This is a genomic window from Polyangium sp. 15x6 (genome assembly GCF_029960785.1).
In the GTDB taxonomy this organism is placed as follows: domain Bacteria; phylum Myxococcota_A; class Polyangia; order Polyangiales; family Polyangiaceae; genus Polyangium.
On record NZ_JASBQE010000033.1, the window covers coordinates 25027 to 43935 of the forward strand.

The 18909-nt window shown below is 68.8% G+C and carries 12 protein-coding genes; 1 reads left to right on the top strand and 11 read right to left on the bottom strand.

The features are described from left to right. Position 1: 1 nt before the first annotated feature. Positions 2-913, bottom strand: a complete 912-nt coding sequence (gene cysD / locus QHF83_RS24125) for a sulfate adenylyltransferase subunit CysD (RefSeq protein WP_348980465.1) — start codon at positions 911-913, stop codon at positions 2-4. Between the two features lie 97 nt (positions 914-1010). Further along, a complete protein-coding gene (locus QHF83_RS24130) occupies positions 1011-2129 on the bottom strand; it encodes a hypothetical protein (RefSeq protein WP_282420272.1) in 1119 nt (372 codons plus the stop codon). Between the two features lie 293 nt (positions 2130-2422). Here QHF83_RS24130 and QHF83_RS24135 point away from each other — a divergent pair, with 293 nt between their 5' ends. Further along, positions 2423-2905 (top strand): cytochrome c oxidase assembly factor Coa1 family protein, encoded by a 483-nt coding sequence (locus tag QHF83_RS24135; protein ID WP_282420273.1) that lies wholly within the window; start codon positions 2423-2425, stop codon positions 2903-2905. 9 nt (positions 2906-2914) lie between these two features. Here QHF83_RS24135 and QHF83_RS24140 read toward each other — a convergent pair whose 3' ends face one another. The 9 genes from QHF83_RS24140 to QHF83_RS24180 all read right to left on the bottom strand — a co-directional run bounded on the left by QHF83_RS24140 (position 2915) and on the right by QHF83_RS24180 (position 18908). Continuing rightward, on the bottom strand, positions 2915-3307 hold the full coding sequence (locus QHF83_RS24140) for a DUF4150 domain-containing protein (RefSeq protein ID WP_282420274.1): 393 nt from the start codon (positions 3305-3307) through the stop codon (positions 2915-2917). A gap of 5 nt (positions 3308-3312) precedes the next feature. Continuing rightward, entirely contained in the window at positions 3313-3975 is a 663-nt protein-coding gene (locus QHF83_RS24145) for a DUF3540 domain-containing protein (protein ID WP_282420275.1), read from the bottom strand. A 14-nt stretch (positions 3976-3989) separates the two neighbouring features. Beyond that, on the bottom strand, positions 3990-5036 hold the full coding sequence (locus QHF83_RS24150; RefSeq protein WP_282420276.1) for a pentapeptide repeat-containing protein: 1047 nt from the start codon (positions 5034-5036) through the stop codon (positions 3990-3992). After that, positions 5033-7672: a DUF2169 domain-containing protein gene (locus tag QHF83_RS24155; RefSeq protein WP_282420277.1), complete on the bottom strand. Its 2640-nt coding sequence runs from the start codon at positions 7670-7672 to the stop codon at positions 5033-5035. Before QHF83_RS24155 ends, QHF83_RS24150 begins: the two co-directional genes overlap by 4 nt. Next, entirely contained in the window at positions 7669-10077 is a 2409-nt protein-coding gene (gene tssI / locus QHF83_RS24160; protein ID WP_282420278.1) for a type VI secretion system tip protein TssI/VgrG, read from the bottom strand. Before tssI ends, QHF83_RS24155 begins: the two co-directional genes overlap by 4 nt. Before the next feature lie 70 nt (positions 10078-10147). After that, the gene (locus QHF83_RS24165; RefSeq protein WP_282420279.1) at positions 10148-12745 is read right to left on the bottom strand and encodes a hypothetical protein; all 2598 of its coding nucleotides are present in this window, start codon (positions 12743-12745) and stop codon (positions 10148-10150) included. Then, complete coding sequence (locus tag QHF83_RS24170; RefSeq protein WP_282420280.1) at positions 12742-15384, bottom strand: AAA family ATPase; 2643 nt, start codon at positions 15382-15384, stop codon at positions 12742-12744. Before QHF83_RS24170 ends, QHF83_RS24165 begins: the two co-directional genes overlap by 4 nt. A gap of 42 nt (positions 15385-15426) precedes the next feature. Further along, positions 15427-16182: a hypothetical protein gene (locus QHF83_RS24175; protein ID WP_282420281.1), complete on the bottom strand. Its 756-nt coding sequence runs from the start codon at positions 16180-16182 to the stop codon at positions 15427-15429. After that, complete coding sequence (locus QHF83_RS24180) at positions 16179-18908, bottom strand: OmpA family protein (RefSeq protein ID WP_282420282.1); 2730 nt, start codon at positions 18906-18908, stop codon at positions 16179-16181. Before QHF83_RS24180 ends, QHF83_RS24175 begins: the two co-directional genes overlap by 4 nt. Between the last annotated feature and the right edge of the window lies 1 nt (position 18909).

Sequence of the window (18909 nt, forward strand, 5' to 3'; positions counted from 1 at the left end):
CTCAGAAGTACCCTTCGCGCTTCTTCTCTTCCATGCTCCCCGACTGATCGAAATCGATCAGCCGGCCCTGGCGCTCGCTCTGCCGCGCGAGGAGCATCTCCTGGATGATCTCGGGCAGCGTGGTCGCATTGCTTTCGATCGCGCCCGAGAGCGGATAACAGCCGAGCGTCCGGAACCGGACGTTCTTGATCATCGGCGCCTCGCCTGGCCGCAGCGGCAGCCGCTCGTCATCGACCATGAGGAGCACGCCGTCGCGCTCCACGACCGGGCGCGGCGACGCGAAATACAGCGGCACGATCGGCAGTTTTTCCTGGTGGATGTATTGCCAGACGTCGAGCTCGGTCCAGTTCGAGAGCGGAAACACCCGGATGCTCTCGCCCTTGTGAACCTCGGTATTGTAGACGTTCCAGAGCTCCGGGCGCTGGTTCTTCGGGTCCCAGCGGTGGTTCTTGTCGCGGAACGAGAAGACGCGCTCCTTCGCGCGCGATTTCTCCTCGTCGCGCCGCGCCCCGCCGAACGCCGCGTCGAAGCCGTACTTGTCGAGCGCTTGCTTCAGCGCCTGCGTCTTCATCACGTCGGTGTGCACCTTGCTCCCGTGCGTGATCGGACCGACGCCGGCGCGCAGGCCCTCCTCGTTCGTGTAGACGAGCAGATCCACCCCGAGCTCGCCCTTCACGTAGCCGTCGCGGTAGGCATACATGTCCCGGAACTTCCACGTCGTGTCCACGTGGAGCAGCGGGAACGGGAGCTTCGCGGGGTGGAACGCCTTCCGCGCGAGGTGCAAGAGGACCGTGCTGTCCTTGCCGATCGAGTAGAGCATCACGGGTCGCTCGAAGCACGCGACGACCTCGCGAAGAATGTGGATGCTCTCGGCCTCGAGCATCTTGAGGTGCGTGAGCTTTCCCTGGGCCATGCTGGTCTCGACGCGCTGGGTCAAGCCCGAGCGTCGGACCAGAACATCCCGCGAACGCGGCGTCTGTCAAGGGCGTCCGGCCACGCGGCGAGCCCGCTCACGCCGCGATGGAGCACAATCGATCGCGGAGCGCGGCAAACGAAGGCGCGTGATGCCCCACGAGGGAAACGGCCACGTTCGCCGCGCGCTCGCGCGTGGCGCGGGGCGCGTCGCTCGCGACGACCCGGAGCGCGAGCTCGGCTTCGAGCGGCACGTCGCCGACGAGGCCCGCGAGCTCGAACGCGCGCACGGAGAACGCGGCCGGGACCTGGCCGAGCATCGCGAGGAGGCGCAAGGCGCGGGCCGCGAGCGCGAGATCGTCGAGCGACGCGGGGGAGGCCCGGAAGCGGTCCTCGAGGGCCTCCACGACGAACGAGGAGCGCGCCCGCGCCGCGTCGAGTTGCCCCGAGGCCGCGAGCGTCTCGGCCCGCTTCTGCTCGAAGATCGGGCGCGTGGGCAGAGGCTCGCGCGCGATGGCCGACGCGAGGAAAACGAGCGCCTCGCCGAAGAGGCCCATGCGACAGAGCGCGGTCGCCGTGGCCTCGCGGCGGAAGGCGTCGAGCGCGGGGGAATCGTTCGTATCGCGGACGCGGGCGACGGCGAGGGCCACGTCGTAACGCGCCCCCGCGATCAACGTCTCGAGCGCCCCGGCGATCGCCTCGGCCGCGAGCTTCGGCCCGAGCAGCGGCGCGAACGCCGATATTTCGGCCCATCGCGCGGGCGTCACCACGAGCGGGCCCGCTTCGAGCGAACCGCCGAGCGGCAAAGCCGCGAGCTTTTCGAACAGGAAAAGCGCCTCGTCGTCGTGACCGAGCGCGCATTCGATCCGGCCGAGGCCGAGCACGGCGCGGAGCGCGAGGGCGAGCGCCGCGAGATCACCATTGCGAGCGAACGACGACGTGAGCTCTCCGATCGACGCGAGGTAGAGGCGCCGCGCGTCGATCGGGCGGCCCAGGAGCGACGCGAGCCGGGCGGCCTCCTCGAAGCAGAGGGCGAGATCCGGGAGGCGGATTTCCTCGTCTTCGAGGGCCCGATCGAGGCGCGCGGCGATCTCCACGCACGCGGGCTCGATCGGCCCGCGCGGCCACTTCTCGCGCGGGGCCAGGAATTCGTCGCAAAGAAAAGCGCTCGGCCCGCCGCCCGGAGCGGCTGGCCATGCAAGGGCGATGGCGCTCATGACGGCCGCCTTTCAAGATGCGTCCGAAAACCGGGCAATACCCGGCGAATGCCTCCGAAGAGGCGTGCGCCCCCGGAGAGGCGCTATCGGGGCGAGGTCTCCCAGCCCCGTGGGTGCTGCATTCGATTGTGGCCGGGCGCTGCGGACGTCAACGCTCGGTGGATTCGATCATTACGGGATCCACCCTGGAATGGCAACGAAATTGACCCCCTGACCGGGACAGGAAATGTCCGATCCACGGGCGCACGTCGAGGGCGCTTGACGCCGCCTCGGCTGCAGGCCTTCATGGAGCCATGCAGCCTGTCATCCAGCCTGCGAAGAAGCCTGCCGGAAAAGCCATGTCCCTCCTCGGCGTGCTCGTCCTCTTCGCGCTCCTCGCGTCGTCGTGCGTGGGCAAATACATGTACACGATTTCGGCCCCGCCGATCGCGCGCACGGTCGAGCTCGTGGAGAAGGACGCCGCCGTGACCGCGGCGCTCGGCAGCCCGGTCTCGGTCTCGCTGGCCGTGGGGACGTCGCTCCGCCGCGACCTGCTCCGCAAGCTCCGGGGCACGGACAACGTGGACGTCGACACGAAGGTCAAGGGCCCGAAGGGCGAGGCTCGGCTCGAGCTTCGCGCGCTCAACATGGAGAACCAGGGCTGGGACGGAAGGTTCTCCGTCAAAATCGAGGGGCGCCCCGTTCTGCGCGAACAGGGGTACGTGCAAGAAGGCGCGAGCACGCTGCTCGAAGGCGACTTCGCCCCCGACGGCGCCCCGCGCGTGAAGAAGCCCTGATCCCGCGCCTCACGGCGCGAGCAAGAGCACCTTCGGCTGGCTCGGCACGATCCGCATGCCGGGGCAATTCGTCGAATTCTGCAGGGCCATGCTGGTCATGCGTGTCGCCGGAATCCCGCCGACGAGCACGCGGAACGCGGCCGTCAGGTGCCGCGACGGCCCCATCACCGTCCCCGACGCCACGCCCATCGCCACGCCGGCGTTATCGCCGTTCGTCATCGGAATGGTCGTCGTCATGTTGTGCGAGGGCGTGCACGTGAAGAGGACCTTGTAACAGGCCGAGACGGCCATCACCCCGACGGCGATGTTCGGATAAGGGACCGGCGTGGGCGCGGGCATGGGCGTGAGGCACACGTCCGGAAACCCGAGATCCATTCCCATCATCTGCGTATTCGCGAACATGGCATTCACCCCAGGTGGATCTGCTCGCCGTCGACCTTCACGAGCTCCTTCGCCATCACGATCGCGTGCTCGGCGCGCATGCTCAGCGTGCGCTTGGCCGCGTGATCGATGCTCTCGGCGCGGAGGTTGTCCTGCTCGGTCACGACCCGATAGACGCGCTTCGCCTTCTGGAAGATGCGATCCGCGATCGAATCGAGGGCCTCGGCGACGACCTTCACCACGCCGACCTCGGCGTTCACGGCGCTGCTGAAGATCCCGAGGCGCTCGGCGGACACGGCTGCGTCTGCCGCTTGAATCGTGGCCCGCCCGGCGATCATGCTGATCTCCTGCTCGGTCACGATTTCCACGCCCTCGCGCGATAGCACGCGGACCTTGCCGGAAGGCGCCTCGATCGAGGCGTCCCCGTCGAGCACGATGCGCGAATTCGCCTCGGCGTCGCGCTCCAGCACCGCGAGCACGTATGCCGCGCCGCTCTCCAGGAGCACGACGAGCACGGCATCCCCTGCCGTCGGCGCCAGCAGGCAGCTCGCGGCGCGCCGCGCGACGAGAATGTCGTCCGCGACCTCGACCCGGATGAGCTCTCCCTCGATGGCGTGGACCGTCCCGACCTCCTGGACGGCGCGGCCTCGGGGGGATTTCGCTCGCTTTCGTTGCGGCTCGAAATTCATGACAAACCACTCCTTCAGCTTGGAACGAAGCTCTCCGCCTTTGCGAGCTCGCGATCGTCGCCCAGCGCGAGTGCACGATCGGTGAAAATGGCCTGGGCCTCCACGGTGCGATGGAACCTGGCCCGGAACAGGGTCGCGCCGGAGAAATCGGCCTTCGACACGTCGGCGTTCGAAAAATCGGCGTACGTGAGGTCCGCGGCGGGCAAGAGCGCCCCCACGCAGCGGGCGCGGTGGAAGATGCACTGCGCGAGCTTGGCTTTCGCGAAATTCGCCCCCGAGAGGTCCGCGTCGACGAAGACCGCCTGATGAAAATCGCCGCGGCGCGCCCGCGCGGAGACGAGCTTCGCCTCCACGAAGAGCGTGTTCTTCGCGTTCACGTCGTCGAGGTTCGCGCCCGAGAGATCCGCGCCCTTGAAATTCGCCTGCACGAGCTGCGCGCCCGAGAGATCGGTCCCGCGCAGATCACACTCCATGAGCTGCGTCAGGCCGAGATCCACGCCCGGAAGCGACATCCCCGCGAGGTTCGAGCCGACGAGCACGGCCGTCTCGAAGCGCGCCTTCTCCAGGATGACCTTGCGCAGATCCGTCTTGAGCACGGCCGTTTGTCGGACCACGCTGCGCGTGAAACGCAGCCCCGCGAGGTCACACGAGACCAGGCTCGACCGGTCGAGCACGACGTCCACGAAGCTCCCGCCTTCGAGCTTTCCTTCGAGGATGTTCGTATTGTGCACCTTCGTGCGCTCGAACTTCGCGCCCGTCAGGTTGCATTTGTTGAAATTGGCGAACGAAAGATTCGTGTCCTCGAACGATACGCCTTCGAGGTTGCACTCCACGAACGACGCGTGGCGCGCGTCCACGCCCGCGAGGTTCACGCCCCGGAGATCGGTCCGGTGCACGATCACCTCGCGCAGGTTCGCCCCCGCGAGGTTCGCCCCGGCAAACTTGCTCTCCTCGGCGATGAGCCCCCCGAGGGACGCGCCCCGGAGGTCGAGCCCCGAGAAATCAAGCCGATTGAGAACCTCTCCGCGCGCGACGAGGCGCTCGAGCTCTTCCTTGTTCACGCGCCGCCCTCCCGCACGAAGCGCACCTGCGTCACGTTCGCCGCGTCGAAGCTCGTCTTGTCGTCGCCCTTCATCCGCGCGAGATCGGCCCGGAACAGGCTCGCGCCGCGGAAATCGGCCCCGGCGACCTTCGCCTTTTGCATGACCGCGAGCATGAGGTCCGCCCCGCGGAGCGTCGCCTTGTCGAGGTTCGTCCGCACCCAGCGCGACTCCCGGGCGCGAATCCGATCGAGCTTCGCGCCGCGCAGATCACATTCGCTGAGGTCGCCGCGATCGATCTTCGCCTCCGTCAGATCCGCCTCGACGAGCGCCGTCCCGCGCAGGTTTGCCTCGACGAACGTGGCCCCCCGGAACGATGCGCCCGAAAAATCGCTCTCCTCGACGAACCGGGCATTGTCGAGCGCCGCCTCGTCGAGGTTCGCGCCCTTGCCCTTGCACCGCAAGAACACGGCCGAGACGAGCTTCGCCCCCGTCATTTTCGCGCCCGAGAGATCACATTCGAGGAACGTCACGCCCGAGAGCTCCGCCTCGGAGAAGTCCACGTCGGCGAGGCGCGCTTCGAGCAGCCGCGCGCCCGCGAGCTTGACCCGGCGGAGCACGACGTCGCCGAACGTCGCCTCGAGGAGCGACGCGCCCGTGAGATCGGCGCCCGCGAAATCGGCGCCCGCGAGGTTTGCCTTGTCCAGCGTGGCTTGCGCGAGCGCCGCCTTCGCGAGCTTCGCGCCGCTCAGCGTGGCCGCTCCAAGGTTCGTCTCGACGAGCTCGGCCTCTTCGAGATCCGCCCCGGTGAGGTCCGCCCGCGCGAGCACCGCGCCCCCGAGCCGCGCTTTTCGGAGCACGCTCCCCCGCAGATTCGCATTTTCGAGCATGGCGCCTTCGAGGTCCATGCCCGAGAGATCCATTCCTTCGAGCGACGCGCCCGTCAAATCCCGCCCGGCGAGCGATTGCCCCGTCGCCCGTGCTTCGACCACCATCGCCCGCGCCCGCTCCATCGGCTCGCCCGAGAGCGACCCCGCCGGCGGATAATGATGGGCGAACCGCTGGTACATCTCCCGCAACTTCGTCTCGGTGAATCGCAGCTTCCGCTCGAACTCGGGGTCCGCGAGGTGGGCTTCGAGCGGCTCGCTGGGCGTCCCCTCGTCGCGATATCGCTTCGCGAGGGCCCGGAACTCGGCGAGCTGGGCGTCGGCGGAGAACTTCGGCGGCCCGGCCGCCTCCGCCTGGGCCTTCTTCATCTGCTCGTCGTAATCGAGCCCGGCCGCCTCGCACCGCGCGCGGACGTTCGCGATCGCCTCCTCCCGCTGCTTCTTCACCTGCTCGCGGGCCTTCTCCATTTCCTTTTCGATCTGCTCGACGTGCTCGGCCATGTCGTCGACGTCCGGCAGCGGGGCCTCGGGCGGCAATGCCTGCGGCACCTTCGCGTTCTTCTTGCTGTCGGGGAAATCGTCGAGGTTCGTGTCCACCTCGGCGAGCCGCGCCTCCATCCCCGCGCGCAGGTTCTTCGAGACGAGCCGCTCGGTCGTGGTCCCTGGCAGCCCCACCTCGTCCGCGCGGAACGCCGCGTACGACGCGCCGATCGGCAAGAGCTCGCGGTCGCGCAGCGCGTGCAAATGCCCCTTCTCCTTGTCCATGCGGCGCGCGAAGACCTCCTGGTAATACGCGGAGCTCCGCTTCTGATCCTTCGCGTCGAGCGCGCCGAGGAAATGGAGCACGTCCTTCGCGTCGTCCTCGGCGATCTTCACGACGCCGCGGAAGATCAGGATCCCGAGGAGCGCGCCAGGCAAGAGGTGCACCGTCTCCATGCGCAAGGGCACCTCCAGCCATTCCTCGCCGCGGGGCGTCTTCTGGGTGATGAACGCGCGGCCCACGACCTCGGGGACGCGCGAGACGATCCGCGCCCGCTCGGGGTGCACGTTTTCGAGCTCGATCGGCTCGCCCCCCGAGAAAAACCCTTCGATGCGCTGATCGGGCGGGGCGACGTTGAAGAACGTCCAGTCGAAATCGCTGGGCATCCCGGGCGCCTCGTTGTCGAGCCATTCCTTGTCGTACGTGCCCGAGCTCGCCCACCGCTCCGGCAGCGTGAGGTCCGCGGGGCCAAACGTCGCCGGCTCGGGCCGATCCCCCGGCGCCTTCACGAGCCGCTTCGGGTTCTCCACGTTCGGCAGGAAATGCACCTCGCCACCGCTCTCGGTCTTCTCCGGCGCGTATCCCCGGCCGATCGGGTTTTTCGTGAACCCCTTGCCGCCGAACGACCGCGACCACGTGAGAGGCATCTCGGTGAACGGCGCGGGCTCCGAGGGCACGCCGAGCTTCCAGGCGCGATCACCGAAGACGGCCAGCCGTTTGTCGATGGCGCCGACCTTCAAACGCACCGGACAAACCGGCGCGGGGCCTCCAGGCGGATACGCTTTGCCGCTGAGGAGCACCTCGCCGTTCGGCTTCGGGCGGCACACGTCGAGGGGTACGTTCGGGCCGAGCTCCTTCGTGATGGAGAGCCAGAGCGCGGCCTCGGGGACGAGCGAGGGCTCCTCGTCGAGCGTGAAGCCCGCGAGGAGCGAAACGACGAAATGGGGCTCGCGGCGCGCCTCGAAGACGCCCGTCATGACGCCGAGGCGGAGGGGCTTGATGGTCTTCATGCGAGCATGAAAATGCCGACCTGGGTGATGGTCACGCTCTGCTGGATGAGCGTGATGCTCACCGAACCGAGCTCGGCCTCTTTCTTGACGATCTTGCCCTTCTTGAGCTCGAACTCGGCGACACGATCCACGAGCGACAGCGTCGCGCCGAACCGGATCTCCGCGGCGAGGATCCCCTCGATCTTGCCGCCCACGAGCCCCTCCATCTTGAGCCCGAGGACGTTCTCGTTCTTGATGCCGATGTACGTCTCGAACTGGGAGCCCTTCACCGTCATTTCCTGACCGAGGATCTCGTGGATCTCGGACGTGCTCTTCGTCTCGACCTTCGGGGCCTTGATCAGGATCTCCGACTTCGCCGTGATGTCCATGCGCCCGGCCGTCGCGTCGATCACGACATTGCCGGCGGACGATTTCATCGTCATGTTCCCCTTGCTCAGGAGGTCCATCGTCGAGCCGCTCGACTCGACCTTGACCAATCCTTTGCTCAGGATCTCGGTCTTGCCATTCGTATCGAACTTCGTGTTGTTCGACGTGACCGTGACCGTGTAATCGCCCTTCGTCGTCGTCGTCATCGAGTTCGCGGGCACACGCGTGGTCCAGGGCCCTTCCGTCACGGTGAGCGTGTAGCTCCCATGGTTCGCGGTGATCGCGATGCTCTGGTTCGCCACGATCGTCATGCACCCGTCGGCCGGATCGCCGCCGAGCGCCACGCCCACGCCGAGGAACATGCCGCCGCCGATCGTCGACTTCCAGTGGTCGCAGACCTCGACGGTCCAGCTCCCGCCGCCGTTCATGCCCACGGTCTGGTCGTAATCTTTTCCGGCGTGGAGTAGCGTATTGTCGTCCGTCTTCACGATGAGCTCGTGCTCCTCGTTCGGCGAGCCCATGCGAACGTACGAGTTCGAATACGGCGTCGACAACGTGATGCGCTGCTGCCCGGCGAGGTCCTCGAGCTCGAGCCGGTTCCTGCCGCCCGTTTGAATGACGTTTTTCGTGTGGTTGCCGCTCGTCACCGGGCTCGGCGTGAGCGCGTTCGGCACGACGCCGGTGATCACCGGGCGATCCGGGTCGCCGCCGAGGAACGTGAACACCACCTCCGTCCCCTTGCGCAACGGAAAATGGAAGCCCTCGATGCCGCCGCCGTGCGGCTGCATCATGCGCACGAACGTCGAGGCATTGCCCTGCTTCAGGTTGCTCTCGTCGTACTTGAACTTGACGAGGTAACGGCCCTGATCGTCGATCTGCGCGTACTCGCTGTCGGCCGCGCCGTCGACGATGCCGTTCTCCACGCCGAAGATGCGCGGCCACGGCGTGCGGCATTCGGGCCGGAACTGCACGTCGGCGGGGATCGCGTCGACCTCGACGAAGTACACCTCTTCATGGTCGAGCTCCATGAGCTCTTTCCACTGGGTGTGCCCGGCGGCCTGGTTGCCGTAATGGTGCACGTCGATGGCCAGGTACTTCTTGTTGAACGAGGGCTTCGGGTGCTCATCGAGCTCGAAGGTATGGCCGCTCCTGAGGTGCGAGCGCGTGCCCGTCGCCCGGAAGACGACCTCGCGGGCGAGCATCTCCTCGGCGCGGAGCTGCGCGAGCCGCTTGCCGTCGCTCGGCGAGAAGAACCGAGCTCCGTAGACCGTCACCTCCGCCGTGCCGTGCTGCGACACGTTCGCTTGACCCGACACGTCGAGGTTCGGCTTGGCGTAATCGTAATCCTTCAGCTTGACCACGGCCGGAAGCGAGGCGTGGCGCGCCCGGAACGTGCGGAACGAGGGGCCCGCGCTGCGATCCATACCCGTCTGCGGGAAATACCGCACTGGCGCGCCGAGCGGCTCCGCGGGGTAACCTTCCGTGTCGCAGATGATGAGCTTCTCGCCGTTCTCCGAGTGCTCGAAATAATAATAAATGCCCTCGCGCTCCATCCACCGCGAGACGAACGCGAGGTCGCTCTCGTGATACTGGCAGACGTGCTCTTCCTTCCCGTACCCCGAAAGCCGGATCTCGAAGTCGTCCGAGGTGAAGCCATTGTCCTCGAGGATCGCCTGGATGATCTCGGGCACGCTCTTCTTCGTGAAGTTGCGCGAGTGACGCGAGAGCCCGAGCGTCCACAGGCGCGGCACGATCACCGCGCGGACGAGCGATCGACCGCCGTAGCTGTGCAGGTGCTCGAGGCTGCCGAGGATCCCCGCGATGATGAAGGGCGGGAGCTTGTCGTCGGCGCGATCGACGACGAGCCGCGCCTTGCCGCCGATGCCGTCCGCGAGGTCGATTTCCTCGCCGTCGGCCTCCTCGACCACGACCATGACCTCGAACTCGTAGGGCCGCGAGATCCCCTCCACGCCTCGAAACGTGGCGACGCGGCTGTTCTCGGGAAGTGCGCTCGATTCAAGGGTGATGAGGTCCGCCATAGGCTTGGATGGAAGGATAGATCACCATCGAGCCGCATGAGAAGGGAAAACCCTCAGCGCGGAAGCCCCGCTAGATCACGCTCCGCGACCCCGTCACAGCCGCGTGCACCGCCCGCATCGCGTCCGCGACCGCGACCGTCTCGTCGCGCATCACCGCGAACCACCGCGCCGGCGTGAGCATCGCGTCGGGCAGGAGCCGCTCCAGCAAATCGATCGCCTCGGCCCGCCGCGAGAGATCCGATCCGCCGAAATCGGCCACCACTTCGGCGATCGTCGAGAGGACGACGATCACGGCCTCGGAATCGGACGAACGGCCCGTGGTTGCATTCTGGCTACCGCTCGCCGACGGCGCTGGAAACCACCGCAAGAATCGCGATTCGAGCGCCCGCCGATCTTTTTCGACGGCCTCGCGCAGCGCCTTCGATCCTTCCCCCTTCGCCGCCGTGTCCGCCGGGACCCCGAGCGCCGCCTCCGCGCGCGCCGCCTCCGCGCTCGCGTCCGCCTCGGCCGCCATCGCTTCGATCGCCGCGATGCTTCGTTTCTCGGCGAGCGCCCCGAGCTCGTCCACGAGCCCGCCGAGCTCGGCGCGGAGCCGCGAAGCCCGCGCCTCGACCGAGAGGTTCTCTTCGTCCGGCAGTCCCTCCACGTGGATCTTCGGCCCCGTGAAGAGCTTGCCCTCGCAGATCTCGACGAGCGCGTCGTCGTCGAGGAAATGGTAAAATGCCCGCTCCCCGCGCGCCCGCTGCCGCGCCACGAGCTCTCGCAGCGCCTCGTTCTCCTCCCCGAGCGCGACCACGCTCACGGCGATCGGCACGTCCCCGACCTTCTCCCGCGCGGCCTGGATCACGTCCTCGCGCACCACGGCGTCGCCGTCGGTCACGAGCACGATCTGCGCCCGCGCGAGATCCGGATCCTCGTCCTTCGCCGCCCGGATCTGCTCGAAGCTCGACAAGAGCGCATTCTCGATGTCCGTGCCGCCCTTGCGCACCGTCCCGACGACGTCGGCCATCGCCGCGATCGCTTCCTTGCCCTTGCCGATTCGCGTGATCGGCCCGATCTTCTTCGTGAAGTAACGATAATGCAGGGTGAGGCGCGTCGACCGATCCCCCTCGGCGAAGCGCTTCACCAGCATGCCGAGCTCCGCGAGCAAGATCGCGTCCCGCACCCGCGCCCGCGCGCCCTTCTTGCCGTCTTCGAGCATCGAGCTCGACCCGTCGAGCACGTAGATGCGCGCCTCGCCCACGAGGCGCGTCCGCGTCCGCTTTCTGACCTCCTGCTCGACGTACCGCCGCGCGAGCAGCCGCCCCTCCGCGAGCGCGAGCAGGACCGTGCGTGGATCCTCGATGACCGCGTGCGGGATGTCCATCACGTCGCGCGCGGGCATGAGCAAGAGATCCGGCGTCGGGTGCCGGACGAGGCGCACGCGCGTCTCGACCTCGGTCACGCGCACGGGCGCGAGCGGAACGCCGACGTCCACCGTGCCGTCGATCGCGCAGAGCGCCGCGTGTGTCTCGGCCTCGTTCTCGGGCGCGAGCCATTGCAACGCGAGCAGGCGGTACTTCTTGTCTTCGTCGTTCTCGCCTTTCGACGGCTTCGCCTGCGATCGGCGCGCCTTGACGTACCCCTCCGCGATCGCGGCCATCGCCGCGCCGCCGAACATCTCCTCGCTCGATCGGCGCAGGCTGCGGAGTTTGTCGGCCTCGGGATCCTCGCCCTCGCCCTCGCCGAGCTTCTGACGCGCGCGGCAGGTCGCGGCGGAGAGCGCCTCGTCGCCGGCCGCGAGCGAGACGCCGTCGAGCGCGACGAGCGCGGCGTGCAGCCTTTGCCGTTCGCCCCGCGCGAGGGCGTCCTTCGCCTGGTGCAAGAGCCCGCGGTGCGCCGAGAGCCCTGCGGCTTCGAGCCGATCGATCCGCGCGATCTCCATGGCGAGGTGTCGCCTGCGCACCTCCACGCCGTCCTTGCCGAGCGGCAGCGCCGCGGACGCATCGAGCAGGAGCTTGCGCGCGGCTTCGAGCAGGCGGCGTTTGCGCGAGAGAAACTCCGTCTCGCCCCGCGCCGCGTCGAGCAGGTGATCGATCGCGAGCAGCTCGACCTCGACGAGGCGCTCCTCCTCGGGCGAAAGAGGCTTTTCGAGAAAGGACTCCGTCGCCTCGGAGGTCTCCTCCGCGGCCGCGACAGGCTCGCCTTTGCCGGCCTTCTTCGAGGGTTTGTCTTTCTCGCTCGTTTCGCCGGGCGTACGGGGCGTGATCGCGAGCGGCGGCGCGATCCGCACCGGATCGATCGCGGCCGCGACGCGACGCGCGGCCTCATTTTTCTGATCCCTCGCGGCGCGCGCGGCTCGCACCGTGACCTCGTAGAGCCGACGCACCCACGCGGCATGCGCGAGCGGCACCCGCCCATGGACCACGAGCGTTCGTTCGAGCGCGATCACGTTGTCTTCGAGCTCGCGCACGGCGCCCGTGAGCAGCACCTCGGGCACGGGTTTGCCCCCGGGCGCGCGCAGCGCGTCGAGCAGCGCCGTGACGCGGGCCGTGCGCAGCGCCGGGCGATAGCCGAGCGCACGCAGGAGCGGCCGCGCGATACGCACGAGCGGGGCGCGCACGTCGTGCGGCCGCGCCGTGAGCTGCTCGATACGCTCGCCGAGCGAGGAGAGCTCTTCGTCCCTCATGCGCTCCCGACACGCAGCGCTTCGGCCCACGCGGCATCCGAGCGCCGGCGGAAGAGCTCGGTCACGGCGGTGCGTGTCCGCCCGTCGAGCGCGTCGATGCGCCGGCGCACGGTGTCGATCTCGGCCGCGTGCGCCGGAAACACCTCGGCGACATTCCGGGCTTCGAGGGCAAACCGCGTGAGCGCCCCCTCGTCCCACAGGAGATCGAAGAACCGCGATTGCACGATTTCACGCAGGCGCGCCTCCGCGTCCCCCGCGCGCTCTTCGAGGTCCCGCCAGAACCGTTCGAGGTAGTCGAGCGCCCGCCCGATCCGCGCGAGATCCCCGGCGACGACACGCCCGCGCACCGCCTCCGGCAGCTTCCCGCACACGGCCGCGATCGCCGCCGCCGCCTCCGCGGGCGAGGGCGCGTCCCGCACGCCTTCGGGCGCGACGACGAGCGCGATCTCGGCGAGCGTGTACGCCGAGGACACGCGCTGCTCGGCCGCGCGGAGACGGCGGTATCCGTCGTGATCGTGGGTTTGTCCTTCGCCGACATTGGGCGCCACGTCCCCGCGGAGGAGCGCCTCCGCCGCCCAGCCGAGGAACGCCTCGGCGGCGATCGCCCGCGCGAGCCCGGCCTTTCCGAGCACGGCGACGAGCGCCTCGACCTCGCGCACGAGCGCGGGCCGGTCGCGCGCGTCGAATCCCTTGAACACGGCCTCGATCAGCGCGCCTAGGCGCGGGCCCGTGACCTTCGCTTTGAGCGTCGACGGCGCGCCGCGCACGCGTTCGAGGCGCGCGGCCATCGCGTCGAGCCGCTCGAGCTCGGGCGCGATCGCCGCGAGCACCTCGGCGAGCCTGCGCGAAGGCGCGCTCTTCAGCGCGCTCGTGACCACGCTGCGCAGCGAGATGTCGAGCAGGATCGTGATGTCGTCCTCGGCCGCGGCCACGGCGCGCTGCCAGGCTTTTTCCTCCCCGGTCTCGTGCACCGCGCCCTGACCGAGCAAATCGCGCCGGAGCTCGTACAAGGCTTCGAGCGCCTCGATCCGCGCGCGCGCCCTGCCTTGCGCCTCGGTCCCATCGTCGATGATCGACGCGACGAGATCCGTCGAGGAAGCGCCCGCCGCGTGCCCCGCGGCCTCGTCGACCATCACGAGCGCCCGTCCGCGCAGCCAGCGCGCCGTCGCACGCGTCCCGGCCGTCCCGTCCTCGATCTCGGCCGCGAGGCGCGACAGATCCCGCACGACTTCGCTGATCGGCCGAGTCCCACCGCCCGCGGCGGCGTCGATCCCGCGGCGCAGGACGAGCGCGGTGAGCGCCGCCGTCGCGTCCTTCACGAGCACACTCGCGCGCGCCGCGTCGATCGATCCCGCGCGCGCCTGCGTCCCGAGCTCACGCACGACGGAGAGCAAGCGCGTCGCGTCCCCCGAGGCAATGGCCTGATCGACCATCATGCGAGGTTTGTCCTCCGGCGCCGGGGGCGGCTCCGATTTGCGTTTCTTCTTTTTGCCCGCGTCCGCCGCCACGGTCACCGCGTCGGGCTTCGGCGCCTCGGTGGGCCGCGGTTTTACGTGAATGGGCGGCATCTGGGCGAGGCACGATTCGAAGATCGAGCGCTCGGTGCGCACGATTCCGAGCTGCCGCCGCTCGTTCGGATCACTCTCGCGGCCGATCAGCGCCTCGGTCTGGTCGGGCGTCGGGCCCGAGAGCAAGAGGTGCAGCCTGAGCCATTTGAAATCGGACGGCAGGACCTCGAGCGCGCGCCTCGGATTGTGCAGGATGCGGTCGGCGACCACGGCCGCCCGGAGCACGCGGCCCGAGCGAACGGCCGTGCGCGTGGAGATGTAGCGCGTCGGGACGAACGCCGGATCGGCGCGCACAGCGGCGTTGAGCTCGCGATCGAAGCGTTCGAGCAGCGCCGCGAGGCCGTCGCATACCGGATCGGAGACGTGCACCTCGTCGACGAGGTGCTGCAAAGCATCGAGGTCCTGGACGCTCAGCGTGGATTCGAGCAGCGGCCGCGACGAACCCCCGACATGCCGGCGCAAGACGAGCCCGAGCCGGTTCGGATCGGCGAACCCGCGCGGGACGAACGAGACGAACGCGATACGATCGACGAACGCGAGCAGCGTCTCCCGCGAGCCTTCCAGCACGTCGGCGATGTACCGGTTCGTCGTCATCAATGCGCACTCGATGCGGCCGCGCTTCACCTGCCCGCCTTGCTTCACCTCGCGCTCGTGCAGCACGTTCAGCGCGGAGCGGAGCAGCATGTCGCGGCCGTCGAAGATCTCGTCGAGAAAGGCGTGGACGGCGCCGAGCATCCCCTCGTCGGTGAAATGCTCGGTGCGCCCCGTCTCCATGAGCGTCTTGAAATCGATGGGGCCGATGAGGTCGGTCTGGACCGTGCTCTCGCCGATCTGCCGCGCGTAGAGGCTCGGCTCGCCCGTCTCCTCGTCGAGGATTCGCCCGAAGACCGCGGAGGCGAGCTGGCTCTTCGCCGTCCCCGGCGGGCCGGTGACGAGCAGGTGCTCGCGCGAGAGGAGCGCGAGCGCGAGCTGGAGGAGCAGGTCGTCGCGCTCGAGGAAGGCGTGATGCAGCTCGTCGAAGAAGGCGCGGAAGCGATTGGACGCGGCTTCGAGGCGGATCGGATCGACCATCGCGGCCGAGGGTAGCGGCCCCGGGGGGCCGAGGTAAAGGCCTTAGAGGACGTGGAAATGAAGCTCGATCGGGAGCCCCACGTGCACGGCCGAGGCCCCGAGGCTCTTCTCCGCGCTCTCGACGCGCTCGGTCTGGAAGAGACTGTAGAGCGCGATGCCGGTCCGCACCGAGAGGGTCGACGAGAGCTGATACCCGAACATTCCATACACGGACATCGCGACGCCGAACGTGCTCGACGCCTCGTCGACCTTGCGCCCGTCGGGGAGCCTGAGCGTGCGGTCGTTCGAGCCGAAATACGGGCCGATGCCGAGGCCCGGCAAGAACACGAGCCGCCGCGTGACGGGCAGCATGTAATGGCCCGTGAACTCGAAGAGCCCCGCGACCGCGGTCGCATTGCTGCCGTCCTCGCGCGTGAGGTTGTTGCCGAGCAGGCCGAACGAAGCGGAGACGAGCACCCGCTCGTGCACCGTCAAACCCACGGTGGGCGTCAGCCGGAAGAAGAGCGTCGTATTGCTCTGATCCTGGTCGAGGAGCGTATCGTTCGAGATGCCCGTGTAGCTGAACGCGCTCCGCCCGCCGAAGCTCCATTTCCACGGCGCGGTGGAGACCTCGGGCTCGGGCGAGGGGATCGGCACGACCGCGGGCAGCGCGACCGCGGGCGGCGGCGGGGCCTGTCCACGCCTCATCGCCTCGTAATCGGCGAACGGATCGGGCTGCGCCGCGGCCGTGAGCGAAACGGCCATGCAGGCCGCGGCGGCGAGCGCGGAGGCGGTGAGGCGCTTCTTCCTTCTCCTCATTTGACGCCCTCGACGAGCTCCATGTGGATCTCGATCCGTCGATTCTCCTCGCGGCCCTGCGGGGTGTTGTTGTTCGCGATCGGGTTCTCCGCGCCGCGCCCGTCCGTGATCAAAAGATCCGCGGGGACGCCGCGCTGGACGAGCGCGTCACGCACCGCCGCGGCCCGATCGGCCGAGAGCTTCTTGTTCGTCGCGCCGGCACCCCAGCTATCGGTGAAGCCGATCAGCGACACGCGCTTGAACGCGGCCTTGTTCTCGATCAGCACCTTGGCGAGCTCGTCGAGGGAGACCTCGCTCGGGGGCGTGAGCGTCGTCCCCTTCGAGAATTTCACGGGCGGATTCAAGCGGAGCTGCGCGCCGAACCGCGCCACGCGCGTCACGCCGGCCGGCAGGATGAACACGGGCTGCTTGGCGATCGTGTCCTTGAAGATCTTGTCGGCCTTGCTCGCGAGATCCTTCGCCGTCTCGTAGCGTTTGTCGACGTAGGCGGCCTGCGCCGAGGCCATGTATTCGGTCGCCCGGATCCACGCCTCGCCGTCGATCGCGCGGCAGTTCCGGGTATCGCATATCTTCTTCGTGATGTTCGCCTCGCGGAGCGCGCTGTCCGCCGCCTCCCGCAGCGCCTCGAGCTTCTCGGCCTCGATCTTCGGGTCCGACGCGTCCTTCTTGGGCTTCTGCAGCGCGGCCGAGAATTGCTCCTTGGCCTTGCCGGCGAGCTCGATCGCATACCCGAACCGCCGATCGACGTAGGCCTGTCTTGCCGAGGCGAGGAGCTCCTTCGCGTTCGCGTAGCCCGCGAGGTCACGCTCGCTGCACGCCTCCTTTTCGCAGACCTGCTGCCCCACGCTCGCCTCGCGGATGAGCGCGTCGGCCTTCCTCGTGCGCTCCTCGATTTCCTCGGGGCTCCCCCGCTCCGCCGTCACCTCTGCGAGCGGTTCGAGAATGGCGGACGCCTCGTCGGCGAGGCGCATCGCGTCGGCATGACGTTTCGCTTGCCAGGCCGCGCGCGACTGCGCGAGCAGCGCATCCGCCTCGTCGAGCCGCTTCTTGGCGTCGGGCGATCGGAGCTTCGCGCGGTCGCGCAGCGAGAGCGCCCGGAACACCCGCTCGTAGGCCGGCCGCCACGAGGCGTCGACCGGCCCCTGTTTCTGCTGCGCGAGCTGCGCGAGCACTTGCTCCATTTGCTGCATGCGGGCCGCGAGGAATTGCTCTTCGCGCGCCGCCGACCTCTCGTCGACGATTCGCACCGTCGTCCCCGGCGGCGCCGGCGGCACGGGCGGCGGCCCCTGAACGACGTAAACGGGGGCCTGTCCCTGCGGCTGCGTGGGCTGCGGCTGCGTGGGCTGCGATCCGCTCGGAGGTCGCGCGGCGGGTGCAGACGCGGGTGCGGACGCCGAAGGCTTCGTGGCGACCTTCGCGGGCTCCGGCGCCTTCACCTTGGAGAGCACGACGAGCGCGCGATTCGCAAAATCCTCCGCCTCCTCGTACGATCGTCTCCCGAGCCACGTATCCGCGTTCGAGAGCAGCAGGTTGCCCTGCAACACCCCCGGATCGTTCGGATTCACGGCTTGCGCCCGCGCGCTCTCGATCTGCGCCTTCTGCATGGCCACGACCGCCTTCTTGCGGGCCGTCTCCTCCGCGTCCTCCGCCCGCTTCTGGCTCGCGGGCGCCGCCGGGATCGCCGCCATCACCCCGAGCTTGTCGCAAGCACGGAATCGCTCGTCCGCGCGCAGCGCGTACTCGTAGGCGTGCTCGTAATCGCCGGCCTGGAATCGCTTCTGCGCGAGCGCGAGCATCGCATCCATCTCGCGGAACGGCCCCGGGCACCGCTGATCCTTCAGCTCGCCGAGCGCCTCCGCGCGCCGGAGCTCCAGCGACACGAGCGTCCTGTCCGCGAGGTCCTCGATCGACGTCGCGGCCCCGCGCGTCGCGCCCACGCGCGGGCGCGGCGGGGCGATTCTCTGCGCCTCGCCATTCACGGGCGCGACGGACGGCCTGTTCGCCTCCTCTGCTCGCTTCGGCTCCGGCCCGGGTTTGTCGCCCGCGGGCGTCGCCGCCCCATTTTCCTTCTCCGTGGCGCTCCCGATCGCCGACACGAACGAGGCCGCCGCGGACTGCCCCGCGTTCGCCGCCTCCGCGTACGACTTCACCTCGAAGGCATCGACGGCGACCTCCAGCAATGCCTGCCCCTGCTGGAAATAGACCCCGGCCGAACCCCCGGTCGCGCCTTTTTCGAGGGCCGCCGTCTGCTTTTCGCGCGCCCGGTCGATGGCCCGCATGGCCCGGGCCGCCTCGGGCGAGCTCTCGCTTTGGTCTTCGAGTTTGCGGAGCCGCGCCTCCAGCTCGATCTTCCGCCGCTCCTCCTCGCTCTCGCCCGCGGCCTTGTCGACGACCCGCAAAAGCCGCTCCGCCTCGTCACGCTCGGCCAGGTTTTTCGCGGTCGTGAAGAGCTGAATGGCCTGGTATGCGTAGAGCGTCGCCCGTTCGGCGTCGCCGATGCCATGCGCCGACTTCGCGCGGCGAAGCAAATCACGCGCCTCGGCCACGAGCTCGGGACGCGCGATCTTGATATCGCCGGCGTCCTTGCGCGCGAGGAGCCGATCCGCCTCGGCGAGCGGGGCCGGAGGCGGCGCCGACGCGCACGCAGCGACGAGGCATACGGGAGCGACACGCGCCGCGAGGAGGAGGGCGCCCGAGAGCCGCGAAAGAAAGCGTGATCGTCTCATG

Bases quoted from the DNA above. Each gene is read 5' to 3' on its own strand.
- cysD (WP_348980465.1), bottom strand. From the start codon at position 913: ATGGCCCAGGGAAAGCTCACGCACCTCAAGATGCTCGAGGCCGAGAGC.
- QHF83_RS24165 (WP_282420279.1), bottom strand. From the start codon at position 12,745: ATGAGGGACGAAGAGCTCTCCTCGCTCGGCGAGCGTATCGAGCAGCTC.
- QHF83_RS24140 (WP_282420274.1), bottom strand. From the start codon at position 3,307: ATGTTCGCGAATACGCAGATGATGGGAATGGATCTCGGGTTTCCGGAC.
- QHF83_RS24180 (WP_282420282.1), bottom strand. From the start codon at position 18,908: ATGAGACGATCACGCTTTCTTTCGCGGCTCTCGGGCGCCCTCCTCCTC.
- QHF83_RS24175 (WP_282420281.1), bottom strand. From the start codon at position 16,182: ATGAGGAGAAGGAAGAAGCGCCTCACCGCCTCCGCGCTCGCCGCCGCG.
- QHF83_RS24155 (WP_282420277.1), bottom strand. From the start codon at position 7,672: ATGAAGACCATCAAGCCCCTCCGCCTCGGCGTCATGACGGGCGTCTTC.
- QHF83_RS24130 (WP_282420272.1), bottom strand. From the start codon at position 2,129: ATGAGCGCCATCGCCCTTGCATGGCCAGCCGCTCCGGGCGGCGGGCCG.
- QHF83_RS24145 (WP_282420275.1), bottom strand. From the start codon at position 3,975: ATGAATTTCGAGCCGCAACGAAAGCGAGCGAAATCCCCCCGAGGCCGC.
- QHF83_RS24170 (WP_282420280.1), bottom strand. From the start codon at position 15,384: ATGGTCGATCCGATCCGCCTCGAAGCCGCGTCCAATCGCTTCCGCGCC.
- tssI (WP_282420278.1), bottom strand. From the start codon at position 10,077: ATGGCGGACCTCATCACCCTTGAATCGAGCGCACTTCCCGAGAACAGC.
- QHF83_RS24135 (WP_282420273.1), top strand. From the start codon at position 2,423: ATGCAGCCTGTCATCCAGCCTGCGAAGAAGCCTGCCGGAAAAGCCATG.